Consider the following 16,169-nt stretch of genomic DNA (forward strand, 5'->3'; position numbering starts at 1 on the left):
CAACGCCACCACCGGTCTCGTGTCGGGCTGATAAGGGACGACCGTAGTCGAGAGAGAGGACGCGCGCCGTGGACTTCGAAGCCGCCGCTGATCGGGTGGATGTCACCAAACCACACCCGGCCCGCCGGTACGACTACTGGCTGGGCGGCAGTGCCAATTTCGACGCCGATCGCAAGTCGGCCGACGCGGTGGCCGAGGCGTTTCCGTCGATCCATTTCGCCGTCCTGGAGAACCGCAACTTCCTCCGTCGCGCGATCCCGTATCTCGTCGACACGGCGGGCATCCGGCAATTCCTCGACATCGGCACCGGGCTGCCGACCGCGGGCAACGTCCACGAGCTGGCCCAGGCGATCGCCCCGGAGTCGCGGGTGGTCTACGTCGACAACGACCCGATCGTCCTCTATCACGCCCGCGACCTGCTCGACAGTTCCCCGAGCGGCGCGACCGCCTACATCGACGCCGACCTGCGCGACCCCGCCTCGATCCTGGAGCACCCGGCGCTGAGCGGCACCCTCGACCTGGACCGGCCGGTGGCCCTCATGCTCTGCGCGGTGCTGCACTTCCTGACCGACGAGATGCGGCCCTACGACGTGGTCGGGGAGCTCTGCGCGGCACTGCCTTCGGGCAGCTACCTGACCATGACCCATGCCACCGACGACCACCTGTCCGCCGAGGATCTGCAAGCGACCATCGAGGCCAACGAGCGCAGCGGCGTCCCCTTCCGGCTCCGCTCGACCGCGGAGTTCACCCGGTTCTTCGACGGCCTCGACCTGGTCTCCCCCGGCATCACCTCGGTGATCGACTGGCGTCCGGCCGAGTGGCGCCCGCATCCGCGCAAGGAGGCGGTGTCGATGCTCGGTGGGATGGCCAGGATCCCCTAGCTGTCCTCACGCGGGAGCAGGGTACCCAGCGGGCCGAGGTCGATATTGAGGTCTTGCGGGGTCAGGCCGAAGTGCTCACGGAGTTCCTCCATGCGTTGTTCGAGCAGCATCAGCGTGGTGCCGATGCGTTCGACCTGGGCGTCGGTCAGGTCCCCCGCGTCGACGCGGCGCAGCGCTTGGCGTTCCATCAGCTGCCGCAGCAACTCCACCAGGGTGAGGACGAGGGTGACCAGCCCGCGCTCGACGGATTCGGGGTCGGTGTCGATACGCGGTGGGATGCCACCGAATTCAGTCATCGCCGGACGGTTCGATCTCAGCACGCTGTCCGGGCCCGACCGGCCCGGACAGCGTGCTGATGGAGGAGATGAGCGCTCGCAGCGAGATCTGGACCAGGTCGACATCGGCGATGGCGAGGGTGACGTCGCCGGAGACGACCACGCCGCCTGCCAGCACCCGATCCAGCAGGTCGACCAGCGCGACGCGGCGCTGGTCCTCGACAGCGCCTCCAGCGCGGGTCATGGCGACTCTCGTTCCACGCCGGCGAACGAATACGGCGGCCACGGTCCGGTGAGTTCGAGCCGGATACCGGGGAAGCGGGCGCCGAGCGCCGTGACGGTCGCGGTGAAATCGTCGGTGCTGTCGTCGTCGACGAGGTATGTCCCGTTGAGAACTATCCAGTCCCGGCGGCCGCTGAGCGCGGGATCGGTCAGCGGCTGCCGTCGTCCCGCCGCGGCGTGGTGAACCAAGCGGGTGTGGATCTGCTCGGCACGCTCCGCCGCGTCGCGTTCCACGGTGTCCTGCGCGGACAGCTGTGCGCGACGTCGTGCCAGATACGCGGTTCCCGCCCCCGTCGCGGCGCCTTCGCTCACGGCCCTCGCCTCGGCCACAGCGGTGGTCAGGGCAGCGCGGTCACCGTAGGCTTTCACGCCCCATTCGGTACGCCCGCTCACCAGCGCCAGGGCCGCGTCGATATCTGCTCGCCGCTGGTCGAGCAGCCAACGCACCGCGTCGTCGTCGCGGAAAACGGTGGCCAGCCGCACCGGGACCGCCGCACCTCGCCGGACCAACGCCGAGATGACGGCGTCGTGCGCGCGGGCCGTCGCCTCCAGCCAATCGAGATCCTCCAGGTGCGCACGCAACGGCTGCTCCCCGAAGACGTCCAGCGGCACCGAGCCGACCACCGCCGTCAGGTCCAGGGAAGCCACTGTGCGGACGGGCTCCCCCGCGACTCCGTTCAGTTCGATCGGTGTGTCTTCGCTGTCGCGGCTGAAGGTCACCGCGTACAGCCACACTCCGAGACCGCCGGTCACGATCGCTCTTCCTTCGGCTGCCTGCCGGATTCGAGCAGTCGATGGTCTCCGTTCGCCGCCTCGAGCTGCGCGATCCGGTCGCGCAGCTCCCGGTTCTCCAGCTCGAGATCCCGGTCCTGTCTTTCCAGCGTGCGGGCTTTGCTGTTGAGCCAGGGGTCGGTCTCCCACCAGTCGATGCCAACGGACTTGGCCGTCTCCAGCGAGGCGATCACCAGCCGCAGTTTGATGGTGAGCAGTTCGATGTCGAGCAGGTTCACCTGGATGTCGCCGGCGATCACCAGGCCCTTGTCGAGGACGCGTTCCAGGATGTCGGCGAGATTGGTGGACTGATGCCCGCCGCCGTAGGGCTGCGGCACCGACGATCCGCCGCCGACCACCGTCATTGTCGGCCTCGTACGCCGATGTCGGTGCTGCCCCTGGTGTAACGGTTGATTCTGCGGTAGGCCAGCAGATTCCCGTCGAGGTCGATCTCCATCTCGTAGAGGGCGAGGATGTCCGCCGAGGAGGGGATGTGGCGATCCTCGAGTACCTCGATCTCGATCATCCAGCCGTCCTCTGTCGGTTCCATGCTGGTGACACCCTGGACCGGTTTTCCGGTCAGCTGCGCGAGGTGTTCGATCGCGATCGCGACCGCCTGGGTCGCGGTGAGGGCGGGCCGCTCGTCCGCTGCCGGATGCAGATCCTCGGAATCGTCGGAAGTGGTCTTGCGGGTCATGCGAGTCACTCCTTCCGGTCGAGCCCGGTCATGCCGCCCGCGGAGCCGGTCACGCGATTCAGGACCGTTTGCTGGGCCTGCTTGCGCTCTTCTTCGGACAGCTCCCCTGCCGCGGCGGCGCGGTCGATCTCCTCGAGCTCGGCGCGCACCGCCGCAGGGTCATTGAGTTGCTGCTCGACCTGGTCCTGGATCACTTCGCCCAGCCAGATCACCCCGCGAACCGGCGCGAGGGGCAACGACAATATCGAGGAGATCAGACCCATCTCTCACCTCGCGGGCTTGGTCACGAAGTCATAGGCCGCCATCGGTCCGAGCAGATTCATCTCCACGCGGCCGTCCCAATCTCCGGCGAGGCCGCGCAACGTTTCCTCCAGCTCTTGCTGCCGGGCCAGCTCGACCAGCACCGCGACGTGCACGGCGTCCACCTCGTTGCTCGGCTCGCGCTGGTTGACCAGCGGTTCGAAGCTCTCGAGCTCGGATACCACCCTGCTGGTGTCCTCGGCTCGCTTGGCTTCGATCGCCTGATTGATCAACTCGCCCAAGGCGAGCCGGGCATTGCGGGTGGCGTCCTCCGGTTTGTCGCGGATCTCCTCGCGGAGCCGGGCGGCCTCGGCGTTCTCGTCGAGCAGTTCCCGCAGGATGGCATCCTCGACATAGCGGCCCCTGATCACGAACTGCGCGCGTCCCTCCAGTTCCGCCAGCGCGGCGATGAACTCGGACTCGTTCGCCTCGAGCAGGTCGTTTTCCACCGCCTCGGTGTCGGCCATGACCGCGCCGAAGCGCAGCGGCAACACCGGCGCGACGGCCGCCGAGCCGTCCAGCAGTTCGGCGTGGGCGGTGAGGTCATCGGGTGTGCCCAAGGGCCGATCCGATTCGAGGACGCTGACCAGCGCGGCGATCTCACCGTGCCGCACCACCGCCACCTCACCCGGGGGATCACCGACACCGGTGGTGTCGGGCGCAGGCTCGACGTCGGCGGGAACGATGCCGTAGACGTAGACGGCGGTCGCTTCGGTAGCCATCATTCCTCCCTACGTCCGGAGGGCCGGTGCGCGGCTTCGCGCTTGTCCTGCACGTCGCCGAGGAAGTCGCTGACCTTCTTCCCGGCCGCTTCCAGAGCACCCTTCGTCTTATGTTCGGCCGCGCCTTCGGTGACCTCACCGACGATGTCGGTCAGGCCCTTCGGTTCGGAGGTGGAGATCTCGAGCCGGTTGACCGCTTCGGCGAAACGCAGATACGTATCGACACTGGCCACTACAACGCGCGCATCGATGGTCACCAGTTCGATCCCGACCAGCGACACTCGGGCAAACGCGTCGATGACCAGGCCCTTGTCGAGAATGGTGTCGATGACATCGGCGAGGCTCGACGAGTTCGGCCTGGCCATCGTGCCTGCCCCGCCTGCGTTTCCTGCTGGTTCGATGGTCATCGGTTCGCTCCTCGGCTCTCACGCGAGCGGCGAGTCGCCGGAGGCTTGCGGCGGGCTGCCGGTCGACGGCGAGACGGTGCCGGTTCTTCCTCTTCGTCCGGCTCCGGCTCGTCTGCCTCGTGCTCGTCCTCTTCCTCGTCGTCCTCGTCCTCTTCCTCGTCCTCTTCCTCGTCGTCCGGCACTTCGTCGTCCTCGGACGTGTCGTCTTCGGGGTTCTCCTCTTCCGCGCGCCGTGCGGTCTCGTCGTCTTCGACGACCTCGCCGTCACGGATCTCGCCGTGCCAGCCCACGACGTCGTCGCTGTGCAGCACGGCCTCGGTCATGACGTGTCGCTGGAAGTTCTTGAGTTCCAGGCGGCATCGGCGACCTGCCGCGCGCCACAGATTGGCGGTCTTCTCGAACACTCCCTGCGGGTGATACTCGAGCACCACCAGGATGCGAGTGAGACCAGGCGTGATCTCGTGGAAGGTGACGGCACCATCGATATAGCCCTTGGAACCCTTGGAACGCCAGACGATCCGCTCGAACGGCACCTGCTCGACAATCGTGGATTCCCACGTCCGTCTCGACCAGAACACCTTGCCGGTCCACGTCAGCTTCTCGTCGGAGGCCTGCTCGACCTGCTCGACCTTCTTGGTGAACTTCGGGAAGTCCCCGAACTGGGTCCACTGGTCATAAGCCAGATCGATCGGAACCCCCACATCGATGTGTTCGACGATATTGGTCAGCTTCAGCTTCTTCCCGCCACCTTTTCCCTTTCCGCCGGTCAAGGATTCCTTGACCGCCTGGAACTTTTCGCGGACCGACTGTCCGAGTTTGCTCACACCACCGCTGACCGCCGCCCGCAACGGCGAGGCGCCACCGGCGAGTTTCTCCGCACCGGTCACCGCAGCCAGCAGATTCCCCCCGCTCCCTTCGGCGTAGTCGTTCAATCGACCGCTGGTACTCGATACTCGATCAGTCAGCTTCGACACCGCGCGTTCGGCCACGGTTGCGGCGAGGTTCTGCACCGACTGCTGCAGCACGCCGGTCGGGTTGGCTGTTCCAGCCATCTTGCCGACTCCAGTTGCCTTGTCACGCACCGCCTTCGTCATCGTCCTCACCTCCTCGTGCGTCGCACCGGCGCGTCGTCTGCATCGGCACGACTACGCCGTCGCGCCGGCGACGGCGGCTTGCGATCCGCCGACCCGGACCCACGGTCCGCGGACCGAGACGCGGTCTTGCGCGCGGCAGTGGTCCCCGACCGGCGCGGCCGCGTCCGCGTGGCGGGCTTCCCGGTGTCCTCCTCGGCCGAGGCTCGCTCATCGTCTCGGGCCGGTTGATCGTCGTAGTCGTCTTCCTCGGAATCGGCTTCTTCCGGCTCATCCGTTTCTTGGTCCGCGACGAGCGCCGAGCCCAGCTGCAGCCGGTTGTTCAGCGCGTCGATGCGATTGCTCGCTGCGGTGACCGCGGCCGACCTGACCGCGCCGAGCAACTCCCCGCGAACGGTGTCGGTGAGCTGGGTCAGTTCCGGCGACGATTTGAGCAGCGACGTACCGCGCCCCAGCAACTCCGCGGGCATTCCCGTGGATCGCCTCGTCATCGCCGCACCGGCCAAGCCCAACGCGAAACGCATCTTGCGTGTACGGCCGAGCACGTACCCGATACCTACTCCTAGCGCAATTCTCGCTCCACCCTGCATGCCAACTCCTCGCTCGCTCGACTGCCACTGCACCGGGGTCCTACCCCAGGTTCGTCGAGCTGTGGCACCCCGATGACGGGGCAGAACACGCTGCACTGGATACCTGCCAGCGTATTCCTAGTTAACGCGGGGGTCGATGGGTTTTGCCTGCCGATCATCCCTTTTATTGCTAGTAGAATCGGCGGTGACCGTCGTCGGTCGTGCGACCCGGCGTGGTCACGGGAGTGGCGGATGAGCGCTCGTGACGACACTGAATCGGGACAGCTGCCCCGAGGTCTCCGCCTGCTGCTGACATCGGTCACGGTGTTCTTCGTGATCATCCTGGTGGTGCCGCGCCTGGTCCACACCTACATCGACTGGCTGTGGTTCGGCGAGGTCGGCTATCGCACTGTCTGGTCGACCGTGCTGCTCACCAAGCTCACGCTGTTCGCCGTGATCACCGCCCTCGTCAGCGTCGTCGTCTTCACCGCGATGTGGCTGGCCTACCGGTCACGTCCGGCGTTCCTGCCCGCACGGGAGGATGATCCGCTGGGCGAAATCCGGCGCGTGGTTGCGCGGTGGCCGCTGCGCTTCGGCCTGGGGATCGCCGTCGGCTTCGGTCTGATCTGCGGTCTCATCGGCAAGTCGCGCTGGGAGACGGTGCAACTGTTCCTGCGCGGCGGGACATTCGGCGTGGACGATCCCCAGTTCGGCCACGACATCGGGTTCTATGTCTTCGACCTGCCGTTCTACCGGCTCGTCCTGAGCTGGTTCTTCGCCCTGGTGATCTTCGCGTTCCTGGCCAACCTGGCCACCCACTTCCTGTTCGGCGGGCTGCGGGTCAGCGGCACATCGCTGGGTCTCACCGTGGCGGCCCGCGTCCAGCTGGCGGTGATCCTCGGGCTGTTCCTGCTCATGAAGGTGGCCGCGTATTGGCTCGACCGGTACATCCTGCTGTCGAGCGAGCGCAGGGAACCGACCTTCGCCGGCGCCGGATACACCGATATCAATGCCGTGCTCCCCGCCCGCCTCGTCCTGTTCGCGATCGCGCTGGTCTGCGCCGTCGCGGTGTTCTCCGCGGTCGTATTGCGCGACCTGCGGATCCCGGCGATGGCGGCCGCCCTGCTGTTGCTGTCCTCGATCGTGGCCGGTGGGGTCTGGCCGCTGGTGGTCGAACAGTTCTCGGTGCGCCCCAATGCCGCCGACATGGAGAGCCCGTACATCGAACGCAACATCGCGGCGACCCGCCAGGCCTATGGGATCGGCGGCGACCGGGTCGACTATCAGCCGTATCCGGGCGTCGGCTCCACGCAGCCACCGCGCGTGGCCGCCGACGCGACCACCATCGCCGATATCCGGCTGCTCGATCCGCGCGTGCTCTCGCGGACCTTCACCCAGCAACAGCAGCTGAAGAACTTCTACAGCTTCCCCGATCACCTGGATCTGGACCGGTACCGCATCGACGGCCGCCTGCGCGACTACGTGGTCGCGGCAAGGGAACTGACGCCGGGGGCGCTCAGCGGCAACCAGTCGCACTGGGTCAATCGGCACACGGTCTACACCCACGGCGACGGGTTCGTCGCCGCGCCGGCGAACCGGGTCAACGCGGCGGTCCGGGATGCCGCCGCCGACAGCTCGGCGAGCAACAGCGGCTATCCGATCTACGCGGTCAGCGACATCGCCTCCCAGCAGACCGGGCAGCAGGTCATCCCGGTCGAACAGCCACGGATCTACTTCGGCGAGGTGATCGCCAGGACGGACCCGGACTACGCCATCGTCGGCGGCGGCAGCGAGCCGCGCGAATACGACACCGACGCCACCAAATACACCTACACCGGCGCGGGTGGCGTTCCGATCGGCAACTGGCTCAACCGGCTCGCCTTCGCCACCAACTACACCGAGCGAAACATCCTCTTCGCCAAGGCGATCGGGCCCGAGTCCAAGATCATCTACCATCGCGCCCCGAAGGAACGCGTCGAACTGGTGGCACCGTGGCTCACCGTCGACAACAATCCGTACCCGGCGGTCGTCGACGGCCGCATCGTCTGGATCGTCGACGCGTACACCACGATCGACGGCTATCCCTACGCCGCACGGAGTTCCCTGGAGGCCCTGCACCACGTCGACGACGGACCGCCACGCAATCCCGCGGAGATCTCCTACGTGCGGAATTCGGTGAAGGCCACCGTCGACGCCTACGACGGCACCGTGACCCTCTACCAGATCGACACGCAGGACCCGGTGCTGGCGACCTGGATGCGGGTCTTCCCCGGCACGGTCGAACCCGAGTCCGCGATCAGCCCCGACCTGCGCGCGCATTTCCGGTACCCCGAGGACCTGTTCGTCATCCAGCGCGACATGCTCGCCCGCTACCACGTGGACGAACCGCGAGAGTTCTTCACCAACAACGCTTTCTGGTCGGTGCCCAGCGATCCGACGGTGGAGGCCAATCCGCAACAGCCACCGTTCTACGTGCTGCTGGGCGACCCCGTCGACGCCGAGCCGTCGTTCCGGCTGGCCAGTGCGATGGTCGGATTCAGGCGGGAGTTCCTGTCGGCCTATATCTCCGTGCGCTCCGACCCGGAGAACTACGGCAGGTTCCACATTCTGCAACTGCCCACCGACACGCTCACCCAAGGGCCGCAACAGATTCAGAACTCGATGATCTCCGATACCAGGGTGGCCTCCGAGCGCACCCTGCTCGAGCGCTCGAACCAGATCCAGTACGGCAACCTGATCACGTTGCCGATCGCCGACGGCGGGGTGCTCTATGTCGAACCGCTGTTCACCGAACGGATTTCGACGGCGCAGAACGGTTCCACCTTCCCGCAGCTGGCCCGGGTGCTGGTCAGTTACCGGGAGCCGGGTACCGGCGGGGTCAGGGTCGGCTACGCCCCGACGCTCGGGGAGGCGCTCGACCAGGTCTTCGGCCCGGAGACCGGGAATATGGCGACCGCGCCCGGTGGCGGCCCCGGTGCGCCGCCACCACCTGGGCGACCGGTGGCGCCACCGCCCGGGCCGCAGACCTCGCCCGTCGGGCCGCAGGTGGACGAGGCGGCGATCGCCCGGCTGGAGGCCGAACTCGAAGCGGCCCGTGCCGCCCTGGAACGGCTCGAACAGCAACTCGGCGAGATCCTGCGCCCGGATAAGTGACTACGGGCAGCCTTCGAGAGTCGCCTGCGCCAGTTCCGCCACCACGTCGGTGACATCGCGCCGTGCCCGCATCGCTACCAGCTGCCGTTGTGCCCCGTTGCCGCGCTTGCTCAGGGCCGCGATCGCGTCGGTGACGAAGGCGTGATCGCCGCAGTCGCGCAGCGCGGGTTCGATGCGGTCGACGAGTTCGGCGAGCAGGTCGCGGTACGGGACGACGCTGCCCCGGACCGAATGCAGGCCGTTTCCGTCCAATCCCGAGTGCGCGGCGTTCCAGTAGGCGGCGAGCAGCATCTCACCCGGCACGGGCGGCGCGGGCTCGTCCCGGGCGATCGACCGGAGCGCAGTGGTGACCATGCTCCTGATCAGCGCGGCCAGCAGGGCGGATTCCTCCGCCGTGGCCGGGATGTCGCTCACCCGTATCTCGACGGTCGGGAACGACTCCGACAGGCGGATATCCCAATAGACCATCTTCTTGTCCAGAATGCTGCCGCTGGCGTGCATCATGGCCACGAGCGACTCGTACTGGGTCAGCGAGGCGAAATACGGCGGCGGGCCGGCGCTGGGCCAGCGCCGCCACAGGATGTTGCGCCAACTCGCGTACCCCGTCTCGGTGCCGCGGTAGATCGCCGAATTCGCGGTCAGGGCGAGCAGCAGCGGCAGCCAGGGACGCACATGATTGCTGACCTGCACGGCGGTGTCCCGGTCGGGCACCGCGACGTGGACGTGGCAGCCGCACAGGCCCTGCTCGTGGGCGAGCATGCCATAGGTGTGCGCGATCCGCTGGTAGCGCGGTGTGTCGGTCACCGGATACCCCTCGGGCACGGTCGGCGGAACCGCCACGGCCAGCAGCCGGGCATCGTGCTCGGCCGCGCAGTCGGCGACCCCGCGCCGCGAGGTGCGCAGCTCGGCCAGCAGTTCGCCGATGTCGGAATGCACCCCGGTGCTTGTCTCCACCTGACAGCGGGTCAGTTCCAGTTGCAGATCGATCCCCGCCCGCCGCGCCGTCTCGGCGACCTGGGCGTTTTTCGGTGCCGGCGCGCCGGTCCCCGGGTCGGTCAGCAGGAATTCCTCTTCGACCCCCACCGTCGGCACATCCGCGAAGTCACCCACAGCCACCCTCCTCCACTCACTGAGCTCGCCTGGTGTCACCGGACGAACCCGGTCACACAACCAGCACGAGCTCGTAGCGATGGCGCACTGCCCGAGCCAGGGTGTGGAGGTGCGTGAACGAGTCTGAACGGACGCTACCCGCGATCGCGGCGAGCCGACAGTCCCGGCAATAGATTCCCAGGTCAGGCGCGGTTGTGGCGTGTCTCGTAGGCGATGCGCTCGGCTTCGGCCCGGCGAACCTCGGCGGTATCGGCGAGCTCGGGGTCGAATCCGTGGCTGACCAGGCGGTGCCGCCGGTACACGTAGACCAGCGCGACGGTGAAGTAGATCAGCGGCAGGTACAGCAGCGCCATCATCGACAGCCCGATCCACAGCGGCCCCGGCACCAGCAGGAACAGGCACAGCACCGGCAGGACGGGCAGCAGGAAGCGCATCAGGTAGCGGCGGGTCGCACCGGGACCGGTCAGGTCGTTCAGTACCCAGTCCGCCATCGACGGCGGCATCGTGGCACCGCCGACGTAGCGCAGTCGCTGCCAGAGGTTCGGGGTCGAGCCGGTCATCACTGCTCCCTCGCTTCCGCTGCGCGCAGCGCGGCCGCGTTCACCCGGCCGAGGACATCACGCAGTTCTTCCAGATCGGCCAGGCTGACGCCGAGCCGGGCGACGACGGCCGGCGGAATCTGCTCAGCCTGCCCGCGCAGCACCTGTCCCGCCTCGGTGAGGTCGATGAGCAGCGTGCGCTCGTCGTGCGGATCACGTCGGCGGGTGATGAGCCCGGCGGATTCGAGTCGCTTGAGCAGCGGCGACAGTGTCGCCGAGTCGAGCTGAATCGCCTCGGCGACCGACTTCACCGACATCGGCGCCTCGCCCCAGAGCGCGAGCATCACCAGGTACTGCGGGTGTGTCAGCCCCATCGGCTCGAGCAGCGGCCGATAGACCGCGAGCACCGAGCGATTGGCCACCGCCAGCGCGAAGCACACCTGCCGGTCCAGCCGCAGCGGGTCGTCGAGCTCCTGCATGGTTCCACCTTCCTTCGTCCACACAGTATTATGCCACTAATAGTTAGTGCAATAACTATTAGTGGCGTCACTATGCGGACCGGTGGTCAGTCCTCGTCGACCAGCGGCTCCCCGGCGGCGGCGCGGCGCACCTTCTCGCGGCCGTTGTCCTCCTCGGTGCGGCCCTCCCGCCAGTAGCCGGTGAACGTGATCGCGCGCTTGTCGATCCCCCGATCCCGGATGAGATTGCGCCGCGTGAGTTTCACCAGGTTCGCCTCGCCGGAGATCCACGCGTAGGGCGCGCCCTCGGGAAGCTCTGCGGCACAGACCGTTTCGACGACCGCCTCCCCATGGGCGCGGTCACCGCGGTGCACCCACTCGATCCGCACGTCGGCGCGGGTGTCGAACCGCTGCTCGTCCCGCGGTCCCGCGACCTCGATGAACACCCGCACCGTCACGCCGGCGCCGAGATGCTCCACGATGGCGCCGATCGCCGGAATCGCCGTCTCGTCACCGACCAGCAACTGCCAGGCGGGATCGGGCTGCGGGCTGTACAGCGCCCGCGGCGGGCAGAGCAGACCGATCTCGTCGCCGGGCGCCGCCGTGGATGCCCAGTCCGAGGCGGGCCCGGCATGATCGGGATGCAGCGCGAAGTCGATGTCGAGCTCGCCGAGCGCGGGTCGCTGTGCCCGGATCGTGTAGGTGCGCATCGGCGGCCGGATCTCGTCGGGCATGGCGAGATACCTTTGGTACCAACTCATTACGCCACCGACCGCATCGTCGATCGGCGGCGGTACGGCCGGGCGCCCCTGACCCGGCAGCGGGAAGAACAGCTTCGTGTACTGGTCGGGTCCCGCGTCGGCCAGCGCGGCGGGATCCGCACAGGTCAGCGTGATCCGGACCATGCGTGGCGTCAGCCGCACGACGCGACGAACCCGCAGGGTCGCGTAGGCCATGGTCGAACGATTCACAGCGGCAGTGGTCATTAGGCAAGGCTAACCTGGCTACCCCTGCGGGTCGACCGCCAGACCGGAGATCAACTGCTCGACCACCGAGCGAACGGCCGCGGTGTCCTCGATATCCTCGCTGTTCGCCAGATACTGCGCCGCCTCGTCGAGCGCGCCGACGACGACCAGCGCCAGCGGCCGCACCGGCTGCGCACGGACACGGCCGGCGGCGATGGCACCGGCCAGGGCGTTCTCCACCAGTCCGATCGTGTGCCTGAGCTCGATCTCGCGCCACCGGCTCCAGCCGAGGACCGCGGGCGCGTCGAGGAGCGCGATCCGGCGCACTTCCGGGGCGGTCGAAGCCTGCAGCCACGCCAGGCAGCCCACGATCAAACTCGCCACCGGATCGGCGGACCGCGCTTCGGCGACCGCGGTGGCGATCACCTCGACCAGGTCGCGCTCGAGATCCTCGAACACCGCCTCGAACAGATCGCGCTTCTCACCGAACTGGTGATAGAGCGCACCGCGGCTGACCCCAGCCGCCTCCGCGACCGCGATCGTACTCACGGCCCCATACCCGTACTGCCCGAACAGTTCTCGCCCGGCGCGAACGACGGCGGAACGCGTCGCTGCCGAGCGTTCGGCCTGGGTTCGGCGGTCAGGGTTCATGGCGACGTCGAAGTCTAGGGCAGAGATGGGGTCACGTCAGATCCGAGGCCCTTCGACCCTTGACCGGTGACACCGCGTTCCGGGAACATACAGTCACCCTGTTTGTATCTTGGAAGGGGCTTGGAGACCATGTCCGATGCCACCAAAGATCTGTTCGAGCGCTATCACGCCTGCTGGGCCGACCGCGATCCCGACCGCATCGTCGAATTGCACACGCCCGATTCGATTTTCCACCTGCACTCCGGCGGCAAGCCGGCACAGGGGCGCGCCGAGATCCGCACCGCCGCCGCGGAAACCTTCGCGCTGGTCCCCGATCTGACGTTCACCCTGGTCGATCTCCGGGTCGGCGACGACTTCTGGGTGGTTCGGTGGAAGCTGTCCGGCACCTCGATCACCGGCGGCGCCGTCGATGTGGACATCGCGGATGTGGTGCTGGTCGAGGACGGTGCGGTGCGGGAGAAGCACACCTATGTCGACGGTGTCGCGATGCAGGCCGCGTTGTCCGTTCCCGCCGAGACCGCCTGAGCCACTGGATCAGTCCAGGCAGAACTCGTTGCCCTCGGGGTCGGCCATGACGATGAACCCGGTGCCCATCGGCGGGTCGGGTTCGAACCGCTGGATCCGGGTCGCCCCGAGGCCGACGAGCCGTTCACACTCAGCCTCCAGCGCTACCATCCGCTCCTCGCCCGACAGGCCGGGCGCGGCCCGCACGTCGAGGTGGACGCGGTTCTTGGCGACCTTGCCCTCGGGTACCTGCTGGAAGAACACGCGCGGGCCGTGCCCGTCCGGGTCCTCGATGGCCGACCTCGTATTGCGCTGATCCTCCGGCACACCGATCCGGGCGAGGAACTCCTCCCACGCGGCCAGCGGATCGGCGCCAGGGGGCAGTTCCACGCCGGGTGGGCCGGGGTGCACGTATCCCAGCACCTCACGCCAGAAGATCGACAGCGCCCTCGGGTCGTGCGCGTCGAAGGTGATCTGGAGGTGGCGGCTCATCGTGCTCCATTCGCGTAGTCGATCGCGGAAAGAATGGCGGCGGTGACTGTTTCGGGCGCTTCCACCATGACGAGGTGTCCGGCTCCGTCGACGTCGATCGCCCGCACCGGTTTCAGTGTCTTGTTCAGCGTGGCACCAGCCCGTGCCGAGAGCACCTTGTTGCGAGTGCCCCAGACGGTCGTGATCGGCGGGAAATCGGTGGGCGGGGAGAAGGTGTCCAGGTGCGCGAGTCGCGGGATCTGGCGGGAGATCGCGGCGGTCACCATCAGCCGGCGACGCTCGGTCCACCGGGTCCGCAGGTGCGCGGCGGTCTCGTCGGTGTGTGGTCCGGCGGTGCCGATCTGCTCCGCGACGATCAGCCCGGCCAGGGGTCCGGGGATCCGCACCATCGACAGCAGCGAGTCCAGGTGCAGGTATCGGCCGAAGATCGCGGCCAGCCCGGTGCGGGTCGGGCGCAGGGTGGCCGGGGTGAGCGGGCTGCTCAGTACCAGCGAGCGCACCAGTTCGGGGTGTTTCCGGGTGAACAGCAGCGACAGCGCGCTGCCGAAACAGTGTCCGACCAGCGTCACGTCCCGCAGGTCCCGGTCGGCGAAGAACGCCTCGAGCATGGCGAGGTAGTTCTCGAGTATGTAGCCGTCGTCGGGCGCGTCGGAATCGCCGTACCCGATGAGGTCGATCGCCAGTACCCGGTGCGACTGCCGCAGCTCGTCGTATTGGGCACGCCAGATGGAGCGATCGCCGCCGAGGTTGTGCAGGAAGACGACCGGTGGCCCCGCCCCCGCCTCGTCATAGGCGATCGAGGTTCCGCCGAAATCGAAAATTGGCATCGCGTATGCCCCCTTCTCTCCACATCGTTGTGGTGTCACCAACGCTAACCGACAGCGGTGACGGGTTCCCGGCGAACAGCCTGGTGACGCGCGGCCAAGGACGCGGTCATGACCTGGGCAGTCCCAGCTGCGCGCAGGCCATCAGCGCCACCTCGATGTCGAGCCTGCGGTCGGTGAGCGGATGTCCGAGCAGCTCTTCGGCTTTGCGTACCCGGTAGTGCACGGTGTTCTTGTGGACGTGCAGCCGCGCGGCGGCGTCGGTGTAGCTGCCGCGGGCGTCGAGAAACGCGCGAACCGTTTCGCGCAGCCGCGCGGCGCTGTCGTCCTCGGCCATCAGTCCGCCGAGCACCCGGCTCGCCCACGCCTGCACCTCGGGCACGCGGTCGGTGAACAGGGCGGACAGCGACACCGCACGGTATCCGGTGAGCCCGCGCCTGCCGGTCGCCAGCGCGACGGCGCGCGCACGCTGGGCGTCGCCGAAGGTGCGGCGGAAGCCATCGAGGCCGCTGGCCGGCTCACCCAGGGCCAGACACAGATTCGGCTGGGAGCGCAGCGCCCGGACCAGTTCCCCGGTGTCGAGCACCAGGCGTGACACCGAGGAGATCCACACCCACCGGCTGTGGTCGTCGGCTTCCACGGTCATCGGCGCCTTGCCGGTCGCGGCGGCCAGCAGGGCGGTGCCCGCGCGCAGCACCGCACCGGGTTCGCGGGTGCCGGGCGGGGTCCACAGCATCGCGAACTGGTGCCAGCCGCGCAGCGAGGTCGACAGCATCTGCTCGGCCGAGGACACGTCGAGATCGTCGGCGTCGAGCACCGCGCGGACCTGCGCGGCGCGGGCGGCGTCGGTGCGCGCGTCCCAGCGACGGCGTTCGCTCGCGTAGATATCGATCAGGCCCTCGATCACCTGGTCGATATAGCTGTTGACCAGGTACGCGATGCGCGCCGCGGCAGCCAGGGCGACGTCGGTGGGCGGGTTCAGCTCGGCCAGCTGCGTCATCGTCCACTGCACGAACATGTTCTCGCCGAGCCGGTAGGCGCGCAGCAGCGACTCGAGCGACAGGTCGTGCTGGGCGAAGCGGCGGGCGTATTCGGCGGCGGCGGGCGGCACGGTGATGTCGTCGAGGCCGATGGCCAAGGTCAGCATGTCCAGGATCGCGGCCAGGTTGGACTCGGTGCTGGCCACCATCAGCCTGCGCACCTCGTCGTCGTGCCGGAATTCCGGGATGACCTCGACGAACATCGAGGTCATCGTCGGCGCCAACCGCTCCAGATCCGTCTTGATCCGCAGCGCCACCTCCCGCACGAGCGGATCGTTGTCGAGAGCCATGGCCGCAGACAGTACCTCCGGTGAGCGGGCTCGCGGCGCTGATTGTGCTCGTGGCACAACACCTCGCCGCAACGCTGGTCCGCGGGCCCGTAGTCGGCGCCGAATCCGCGCCCTACCTTGGGATATGTAATCCAGATCACATCCGTCT

Annotated in this window: 21 protein-coding genes; 3 read left to right on the forward strand and 18 right to left on the reverse strand. The window is 67.9% G+C overall.

Going from position 1 to position 16,169, the window contains the following annotated elements:
* Positions 1 to 68: 68 nt before the first annotated feature.
* Positions 69 to 881 (forward strand): SAM-dependent methyltransferase, encoded by an 813-nt coding sequence (locus ACWF82_RS03460; protein ID WP_452497544.1) that lies wholly within the window; start codon positions 69 to 71, stop codon positions 879 to 881.
* Here ACWF82_RS03460 and ACWF82_RS03465 read toward each other — a convergent pair.
* Genes ACWF82_RS03465 through ACWF82_RS03510 form a run of 10 tightly spaced genes read right to left on the reverse strand, consistent with a single transcriptional unit; the run spans position 878 to position 5,917 of the window.
* Positions 878 to 1,177, reverse strand: a complete 300-nt coding sequence (locus ACWF82_RS03465; protein ID WP_452497546.1) for a gas vesicle protein K — start codon at positions 1,175 to 1,177, stop codon at positions 878 to 880. The two genes, ACWF82_RS03460 and ACWF82_RS03465, sit on opposite strands and share 4 nt — an antisense overlap.
* The gene (locus tag ACWF82_RS03470; protein WP_452497548.1) at positions 1,170 to 1,400 is read right to left on the reverse strand and encodes a gas vesicle protein; all 231 of its coding nucleotides are present in this window, start codon (positions 1,398 to 1,400) and stop codon (positions 1,170 to 1,172) included. The genes ACWF82_RS03465 and ACWF82_RS03470 overlap by 8 nt, the downstream gene beginning before the upstream one ends.
* The gene (locus ACWF82_RS03475) at positions 1,397 to 2,191 is read right to left on the reverse strand and encodes a GvpL/GvpF family gas vesicle protein (protein ID WP_452497550.1); all 795 of its coding nucleotides are present in this window, start codon (positions 2,189 to 2,191) and stop codon (positions 1,397 to 1,399) included. Before ACWF82_RS03475 ends, ACWF82_RS03470 begins: the two co-directional genes overlap by 4 nt.
* Entirely contained in the window at positions 2,188 to 2,574 is a 387-nt protein-coding gene (gene gvpJ, locus ACWF82_RS03480; RefSeq protein ID WP_452497552.1) for a gas vesicle protein GvpJ, read from the reverse strand. Before gvpJ (ACWF82_RS03480) ends, ACWF82_RS03475 begins: the two co-directional genes overlap by 4 nt.
* Positions 2,571 to 2,906, reverse strand: coding sequence for a gas vesicle protein GvpO (locus ACWF82_RS03485; RefSeq protein WP_452497554.1), 336 nt, complete (start codon positions 2,904 to 2,906; stop codon positions 2,571 to 2,573). The genes gvpJ (ACWF82_RS03480) and ACWF82_RS03485 overlap by 4 nt, the downstream gene beginning before the upstream one ends.
* A 5-nt stretch (positions 2,907 to 2,911) precedes the next feature.
* Entirely contained in the window at positions 2,912 to 3,169 is a 258-nt protein-coding gene (locus tag ACWF82_RS03490; RefSeq protein ID WP_452497556.1) for a gas vesicle protein GvpG, read from the reverse strand.
* Between the two features lie 3 nt (positions 3,170 to 3,172).
* Positions 3,173 to 3,928, reverse strand: coding sequence for a GvpL/GvpF family gas vesicle protein (locus tag ACWF82_RS03495; RefSeq protein WP_452497558.1), 756 nt, complete (start codon positions 3,926 to 3,928; stop codon positions 3,173 to 3,175).
* On the reverse strand, positions 3,928 to 4,335 hold the full coding sequence (gene gvpJ, locus ACWF82_RS03500; RefSeq protein ID WP_452497560.1) for a gas vesicle protein GvpJ: 408 nt from the start codon (positions 4,333 to 4,335) through the stop codon (positions 3,928 to 3,930). Before gvpJ (ACWF82_RS03500) ends, ACWF82_RS03495 begins: the two co-directional genes overlap by 1 nt.
* Positions 4,332 to 5,429 carry an SRPBCC family protein gene (locus tag ACWF82_RS03505; RefSeq protein ID WP_452497562.1) on the reverse strand — a complete coding sequence of 366 codons (1,098 nt, stop codon included), beginning with the start codon at positions 5,427 to 5,429 and terminating at the stop codon, positions 4,332 to 4,334. The genes gvpJ (ACWF82_RS03500) and ACWF82_RS03505 overlap by 4 nt, the downstream gene beginning before the upstream one ends.
* 5 nt (positions 5,430 to 5,434) lie before the next feature.
* Positions 5,435 to 5,917, reverse strand: a complete 483-nt coding sequence (locus ACWF82_RS03510) for a hypothetical protein (RefSeq protein WP_452497564.1) — start codon at positions 5,915 to 5,917, stop codon at positions 5,435 to 5,437.
* Between the two features lie 330 nt (positions 5,918 to 6,247).
* Between ACWF82_RS03510 and ACWF82_RS03515 the strand changes: the two genes are divergently transcribed.
* A complete protein-coding gene (locus ACWF82_RS03515; RefSeq protein ID WP_452497566.1) occupies positions 6,248 to 9,148 on the forward strand; it encodes a UPF0182 family protein in 2,901 nt (966 codons plus the stop codon).
* Here the strand turns inward: ACWF82_RS03515 and ACWF82_RS03520 are convergent, their stop codons facing one another.
* From ACWF82_RS03520 to ACWF82_RS03540, 5 genes are all read right to left on the reverse strand, one after another.
* Positions 9,149 to 10,258: a glutamate--cysteine ligase 2 gene (locus ACWF82_RS03520; RefSeq protein ID WP_452497568.1), complete on the reverse strand. Its 1,110-nt coding sequence runs from the start codon at positions 10,256 to 10,258 to the stop codon at positions 9,149 to 9,151.
* Between the two features lie 182 nt (positions 10,259 to 10,440).
* Positions 10,441 to 10,818, reverse strand: coding sequence for a DUF5313 family protein (locus tag ACWF82_RS03525; protein ID WP_452497570.1), 378 nt, complete (start codon positions 10,816 to 10,818; stop codon positions 10,441 to 10,443).
* Positions 10,818 to 11,276, reverse strand: a complete 459-nt coding sequence (locus ACWF82_RS03530) for a MarR family winged helix-turn-helix transcriptional regulator (protein WP_452497572.1) — start codon at positions 11,274 to 11,276, stop codon at positions 10,818 to 10,820. The genes ACWF82_RS03525 and ACWF82_RS03530 overlap by 1 nt, the downstream gene beginning before the upstream one ends.
* 86 nt (positions 11,277 to 11,362) lie before the next feature.
* Positions 11,363 to 12,241, reverse strand: coding sequence for a siderophore-interacting protein (locus ACWF82_RS03535; protein ID WP_452497574.1), 879 nt, complete (start codon positions 12,239 to 12,241; stop codon positions 11,363 to 11,365).
* An 18-nt stretch (positions 12,242 to 12,259) separates the two neighbouring features.
* A complete protein-coding gene (locus tag ACWF82_RS03540; protein ID WP_452497576.1) occupies positions 12,260 to 12,871 on the reverse strand; it encodes a TetR/AcrR family transcriptional regulator in 612 nt (203 codons plus the stop codon).
* Between the two features lie 129 nt (positions 12,872 to 13,000).
* Between ACWF82_RS03540 and ACWF82_RS03545 the strand changes: the two genes are divergently transcribed.
* Positions 13,001 to 13,396 (forward strand): nuclear transport factor 2 family protein, encoded by a 396-nt coding sequence (locus tag ACWF82_RS03545; RefSeq protein ID WP_452497578.1) that lies wholly within the window; start codon positions 13,001 to 13,003, stop codon positions 13,394 to 13,396.
* A gap of 9 nt (positions 13,397 to 13,405) precedes the next feature.
* Here the strand turns inward: ACWF82_RS03545 and ACWF82_RS03550 are convergent, their stop codons facing one another.
* From ACWF82_RS03550 to ACWF82_RS03560, 3 genes are all read right to left on the reverse strand, one after another.
* Positions 13,406 to 13,867 carry a VOC family protein gene (locus tag ACWF82_RS03550; protein ID WP_452497580.1) on the reverse strand — a complete coding sequence of 154 codons (462 nt, stop codon included), beginning with the start codon at positions 13,865 to 13,867 and terminating at the stop codon, positions 13,406 to 13,408.
* A complete protein-coding gene (locus ACWF82_RS03555; protein WP_452497582.1) occupies positions 13,864 to 14,694 on the reverse strand; it encodes an alpha/beta fold hydrolase in 831 nt (276 codons plus the stop codon). Before ACWF82_RS03555 ends, ACWF82_RS03550 begins: the two co-directional genes overlap by 4 nt.
* A 106-nt stretch (positions 14,695 to 14,800) precedes the next feature.
* On the reverse strand, positions 14,801 to 16,021 hold the full coding sequence (locus ACWF82_RS03560; RefSeq protein ID WP_452497584.1) for a PucR family transcriptional regulator: 1,221 nt from the start codon (positions 16,019 to 16,021) through the stop codon (positions 14,801 to 14,803).
* Positions 16,022 to 16,169: the final 148 nt, after the last annotated feature.

The organism is Nocardia sp. NPDC055053, assembly GCF_053608285.1.